Below are 4,285 nucleotides of genomic sequence, written 5' to 3'. Positions count from 1 at the left end.
TTGACTGCGCCCCCGGTGTCGACCCCCCCCGGCGGGCCCCCCCCCCGCTGCCGGCCCGCCAGCACCGCCGCGCCGGTCAGCAGCGCGGCGCGGACCGCGTCGCCGCCCTCCGCGACGCGCCGCGCGGGCGCCCCGGACAGGGCGATATCGGCCAGGCGCCGGGTCATGTCGAGCGAGGTGACGGCGGTGCGGGCGGCGTCGGCGGCGTCCACCGCGTACAGGCCGTCGGCGGCCGGGACGAGCAGCACGTCGGCCGCGAGGCCGTCGGCCACCCCGGCGATCTCGCCGGTCAGCGTCCCGTCCGCCGCCCGGACGGTCAGGGCGGCGTCGCCGGGCGGCGTCGCGAACGGGACGGCGAGCACCGCGATCCTCTCCCCGGCCGCCAGGGACCCGAGCAGCTCCCGCTCCCCGGCCGCCAGCAGCGCCGCCGTCGCGATGACGGAGCTGGACAGGAACGGGACGGGCGCGACGGCGCGGCCGAGCTCCTCCATCACGACGGCGGTCTCGCGCCAGGTGGCGCCGGCGCCGCCGAGATCCTCGGGGACGGGCAGCCCGGCGCAGCCGAGCTGCCCGGCGACGGCCCGCCACAGCGCCGCGTCGTACGGCTCGTCCTTCTCGGTGCCGGCGAGGACGGCGGTCCAGGGCGCCTTGTCGTCGAGCAGCTCGCGGACGCCGGCGCGCAGGTCGTTCTCGATCTCGGAGTAGAGGAGGTCGCTCACTTGGGCAGGTCCTTCCACGCCACGTCCTTGTCGACGCGGATCTCACCGGGCAGGCCGAGGACGCGCTCGGCGATGATGTTGCGCAGGATCTCCGAGGTGCCGCCCTCGATGGAGTTGCCCTTGGCGCGCAGGTAGCGGTAGCCGGGCGAGCGGCGGGTGAAGTCGACCTCGGTGGGGCGGCGCATCGTCCAGTCGTCGTAGCGCAGCCCCTCGTCGCCGAGCAGTTCCAGCTCCAGGCCGGAGACCTCCTGGTTGAGCTTGGCGAAGGCGAGCTTGGCGCCGGAGCCCTCGGGGCCGGGCTGCCCGGCGGTGAGCTGCTGGCGCAGCCGCTCGCCGGTGAGCCGCGCGGCCTCGGTCTCCACCCAGGCGCGCAGGACCGCGTCGTGCAGGCCGGGGGTGCGCAGCTCGGGCCGGTCGCGCCACAGGGCCGCGACGACGCCGATCATCCCGCTCTCGCGGGGCGTGGCGGCGCCGCCGATCGCGACGCGCTCGTTCATCAGCGTGGTGGTGGAGACCTGCCAGCCCTGGCCGACCTCGCCGAGCCGGTGCTCGTCGGGGATCGCGACGTCGGTGAGGAACACCTCGTTGAACTCGGCCTCGCCGGTGATCTGCCGCAGCGGCCGGACCTCGACGCCGGGGGCGGTCATGTCGCAGACGAAGTAGGTCATGCCGCGGTGCTTGGGCACGTCCGGGTCGGTGCGGGTGACGAGGATCGCCCAGCGGGCCTCGTGCGCCATCGACGTCCAGACCTTCTGGCCGTTGACGATCCAGCGGTCGCCGTCGCGGACGGCGCGGGTGGCGAGCGCGGCGAGGTCGGAGCCGGCGCCGGGCTCGCTGAACAGCTGGCACCACCGCTCCTCGCCGGTCCACAGCGGGCGCAGGAGGCGGCGCTTCTGCTCCTCGGTGCCGAAGGCGAGGATCGTCGGCGCGGCCATGCCGAGCCCGATGCCGTTGCGCTCGGGGTGGTTGGTGGGCGCGCCCGCCTTCGCGAACCACCGGTCGACGGCGGGCTGCAGGGCGCGGGGGGCGCCGAGCCCGCCGAGCCCCTCGGGGTAGTGGACCCAGGCCAGGCCGGCGTCGAACCGGGCGCGCAGGAACTCCAGCGGCTCGGTGGCCGACGGGTCGTGGGCGGCGAGGAACTCGCCGACGCGCCTGCTCAGCTCGTCGGCGTCGGGCGGTGCAGTGCTCACAGGGCGAACCTCCGCGCGGGGTGCAGGGGTGGCGAACGGGCCACCGCGAACGAACATACCAACCGGTCGGTATGGCCCGTCCACCCTAGGAACCGGCACGGGGGTCGGTCAACCGCCCGCGCGCGACCCGATCGCCCTACGAACCGGCGGCGAACGCGCGGGCGAGGGCCCGGTGGTCGTGGTAGTCGCGCGTCTCGACGATCAGGCCGTCCCGGACGCGCAGGACCTGCACGTTCGAGAAGCGGAACTCGTGGCCCGTGGTGGCGACGCGGCCGTCGTAGTCGAACTCGGCGACGATCACCTCCGGATCGTCCGTCTCGTGCACCACCACGTCCCGGGCGCGCAGTTGGAGCGGTCCTTCGGCGGCCCTGCGGAAGTGCTCGCCGATGACCGCGCGGCCCTCCAGGTGCGGCGGCGCCGGCGGGAGCGCGAACGGCTGGTCGACCACCGCGTCCTCGGCGTAGAGGTCCGCCAGCTCGTGCCAGCGGCCGGCGGAGATCCCGGCGCTCAGCCGCGCGAACACCTCGCGCGGCGCGGGGGCGGTCACGCCATCGCCTCCTCGAACGCCTGGTGGTGGGCGTAGTCGCGGGACTCGACGATGCGCCCGTGCCGGACCCGCAGGACGAAGACGTTCGGCACCACGAAGTCGCGGCCCGTCTCGGTGTTGCGGCCCGCGTACTCGAACTCGGCGACGATCACCTCCGGGTCGGCGGTCTGGTGGACGACCACGTTGCGGGCCGTCATCTCCACCGGGAGGGTCTCCAACCGCGCGAAGTGCTCGCGCAGCGCCTCGCGGCCCTCCAGCCGGGACGCGGGGCGGGCGAACGGGTGCACGACCACCGCGTCCTCGGCGTACAGCTGCGGCAGCCCGTCGGGCCGCCGCGCGGTCACCCCGTCGATCAGCCGCTGGAAGACGGCGCGGGGGGTGGCGAACTCGGACATGACTCTCTCCCGTACAATCGGAGTTTCTGCTCCGCATCCGAAAATATGGAGTCCGCACTCCACTTGTCAACGGGAAGGCCGCGATGACGACGACCTCGTCCGGGAAGCCGCTGCGCGCCGACGCCCTCCGCAACCGCGCCAAGGTCCTCGCCGCGGCCGAGGACGTGTTCGCCGCGCAGGGCACCTCCGCCTCGACCGAGGAGGTCGCGCGCCGCGCCGGGGTCGGGATCGGCACCGTCTTCCGGCACTTCCCCACCAAGGAGTCGCTGCTGGAGGCCGTGCTCGTCGCGCTGCTGGAGCGGCTCGCCGCCGAGGCGCGGGAGCTGGCGTCGGCCGCCGACCCCGGCGAGGCGTTCTTCGGCTTCTTCGCCCGCGTGGTCTCCCAGGCGGCGACCAAGCAGGCCGTCACCGAGGCGCTGGCCGAGGCGGGCGTCGACGCCCGCGAGGCTACCGGACGCACCGGACCGGACGTGAAGGACGCGATCGGCGCCCTGCTGGAGCGGGCCCAGCGGGCCGGGGCCGTCCGCGCGGACATCGGCCCGGCCGAGGTCACCGCCCTGCTGGCCGGGATCTCCTTCGCCGCCGGGCGGGCCGGCGGCAGCGACGACGTCCTCCGGATCGCCTTCGACGGCCTGCGCCCGCAGGGCGGCGAGGCGGATCAGGCGGCCGCGCGGAGGTAGTGCGCCCAGTACCCCTGCCACGGGCCGTAGCCCTCGGCGATCCGCTGCAGGTCGGCGTCCGACAGCGGGCGCCCGTACGCGCGCGACGCGGCACCGCGCAGCGCCTTCTCCAGCGGCGTCTCCTCCATCCGGCCGAGTCCCCGGATGAGGATGAAGTTCGCCGACCAGGCACCGACACCGGGCAGCGACAGCAGGAACTCCTTGACCTCGCCGTAGGGGCCGGTGCGGAGGAAGTCCTCGTCCGTCCCGTGCCAGGCGTGCAGCGCGCCGTGCAGGTAGCGGCCCCTGCGCTCGTTGCCGACGAGCTCGGCGATCCGCCGCTCGGACAGGGTGACGAGCTGGTCGATGTCGGGGAACGCCGCGTACTCGGCGCCGTCCACGGTGATCCGGTCGCCGAACTCGTCGCGCAGGGCGTGCTTGCCGCGCGCGGCGGCGGCCTGCGGCGCGCGCTGCGACAGGATCGCCCACACGAGGTTCTCCAGCGGCGTCGGGAACTTCACCTGGTGGTAGCCGTGCAGCCGGTCGAGGACGGGCGCGAACGCGGGGTCCTCCCGTCCGATCGCGTAGAAGCCGGTGAGGTCGTCGCCGAGGCTGAGGTGGAACGCGATGCGGTCGGCGGCGGCGCTGACGACGTCCTCGGTGAGCGGCTCGGCGGCGTGCAGGGTCGCGCGCACGCCGTCGCCCGCCTGGACGACCCTCGCGGCGACCGTCCGGCCGGCCGCGCGCAGCGCCTTGGTGAGGGGGCGGCCGTCGA

The 4,285-nt window shown here is 75.1% G+C and carries 6 protein-coding genes; 1 reads left to right on the top strand and 5 read right to left on the bottom strand.

Annotated elements, in window-relative coordinates; translation table 11 throughout:
- The 4 genes from ABZ914_RS24780 to ABZ914_RS24765 form a co-directional block, all read right to left on the bottom strand.
- A partial coding sequence (locus tag ABZ914_RS24780; RefSeq protein WP_500196038.1) for an acyl-CoA dehydrogenase family protein occupies positions 1-719 on the bottom strand: 719 nt, incomplete at its 3' end.
- Positions 716-1,909, bottom strand: a complete 1,194-nt coding sequence (locus ABZ914_RS24775; protein WP_347257034.1) for an acyl-CoA dehydrogenase family protein — start codon at positions 1,907-1,909, stop codon at positions 716-718. The genes ABZ914_RS24780 and ABZ914_RS24775, both read right to left, overlap by 4 nt.
- Before the next feature lie 136 nt (positions 1,910-2,045).
- Complete coding sequence (locus ABZ914_RS24770) at positions 2,046-2,456, bottom strand: nuclear transport factor 2 family protein (RefSeq protein WP_387026286.1); 411 nt, start codon at positions 2,454-2,456, stop codon at positions 2,046-2,048.
- Complete coding sequence (locus tag ABZ914_RS24765; RefSeq protein ID WP_500196036.1) at positions 2,453-2,851, bottom strand: nuclear transport factor 2 family protein; 399 nt, start codon at positions 2,849-2,851, stop codon at positions 2,453-2,455. The genes ABZ914_RS24770 and ABZ914_RS24765 overlap by 4 nt, the downstream gene beginning before the upstream one ends.
- A gap of 83 nt (positions 2,852-2,934) precedes the next feature.
- Here ABZ914_RS24765 and ABZ914_RS24760 point away from each other — a divergent pair, with 83 nt between their 5' ends.
- Positions 2,935-3,531, top strand: a complete 597-nt coding sequence (locus tag ABZ914_RS24760) for a TetR/AcrR family transcriptional regulator (RefSeq protein ID WP_500196034.1) — start codon at positions 2,935-2,937, stop codon at positions 3,529-3,531.
- Here ABZ914_RS24760 and ABZ914_RS24755 read toward each other — a convergent pair.
- The coding region (locus ABZ914_RS24755; RefSeq protein ID WP_500196033.1) for a DNA-3-methyladenine glycosylase family protein at positions 3,510-4,285 on the bottom strand (776 nt) is incomplete at its 5' end. The genes ABZ914_RS24760 and ABZ914_RS24755 overlap by 22 nt on opposite strands.

The organism is Spirillospora sp. NPDC046719, from assembly GCF_040645715.1.
Lineage (GTDB): Bacteria > Actinomycetota > Actinomycetes > Streptosporangiales > Streptosporangiaceae > Spirillospora.
The sequence above is the reverse complement of the archived record's forward strand: the minus strand, read 5'-3'. Positions and strand labels throughout refer to the sequence as shown.